Source organism: Bacillus sp. LR--39, from assembly GCF_053613335.1.
In genome coordinates this window covers 1-504 of record NZ_JBSIOT010001695.1, presented here as the reverse complement: position 1 = coordinate 504, position 504 = coordinate 1, and the positions used below count along the sequence as shown (strand labels likewise).

The following is a 504-nucleotide window of genomic DNA, read 5'->3' as shown; positions in this document are numbered from 1 at the left end:
TGCCGTCAAAGACAGGCTTGCAAACAGCGGAGCGAAGGTCATCGTGACGACGCCGGAATTGCTTGAACGGGTGCCGGCCGATGAACTTCCGGATCTTGAATCAATCATTGTCGTTGGAGAAGGCGTAAAGGAAGAAGGACCTGTCATTGATTATTACGCGAAAGCGGCGGAAGCAGACACTGATCTTGAGATTGAATGGGTGGATCAGGAAGACGAGATGCTGCTTCACTATACGTCGGGTTCGACCGGCGCGCCAAAAGGGGTTCTCCACGTCCATAAAGCAATGATCCAGCATTATCAAACAGCCAAATGGGTTCTTGATCTGCATGACGATGACATCTATTGGTGCACCGCTGATCCCGGCTGGGTCACCGGAACGGTTTACGGGATTTTCGGTCCGTGGCTGAATGGAGCTACGAATGTTGTCGTAGGCGGCAGATTCAGTCCTGTGGCATGGTACGAAACGATTGAAAAAATGGAAGTGACGGTATGGTACAGCGCGCC

The 504-nt window shown here is 52.0% G+C and carries 1 protein-coding gene; it reads left to right on the top strand.

All coding sequences use genetic code 11. The features are described from left to right. Positions 1 to 504 (top strand): AMP-binding protein (locus ACWHAR_RS32595; protein WP_452089115.1); only part of this gene is annotated, 504 nt, incomplete at both ends.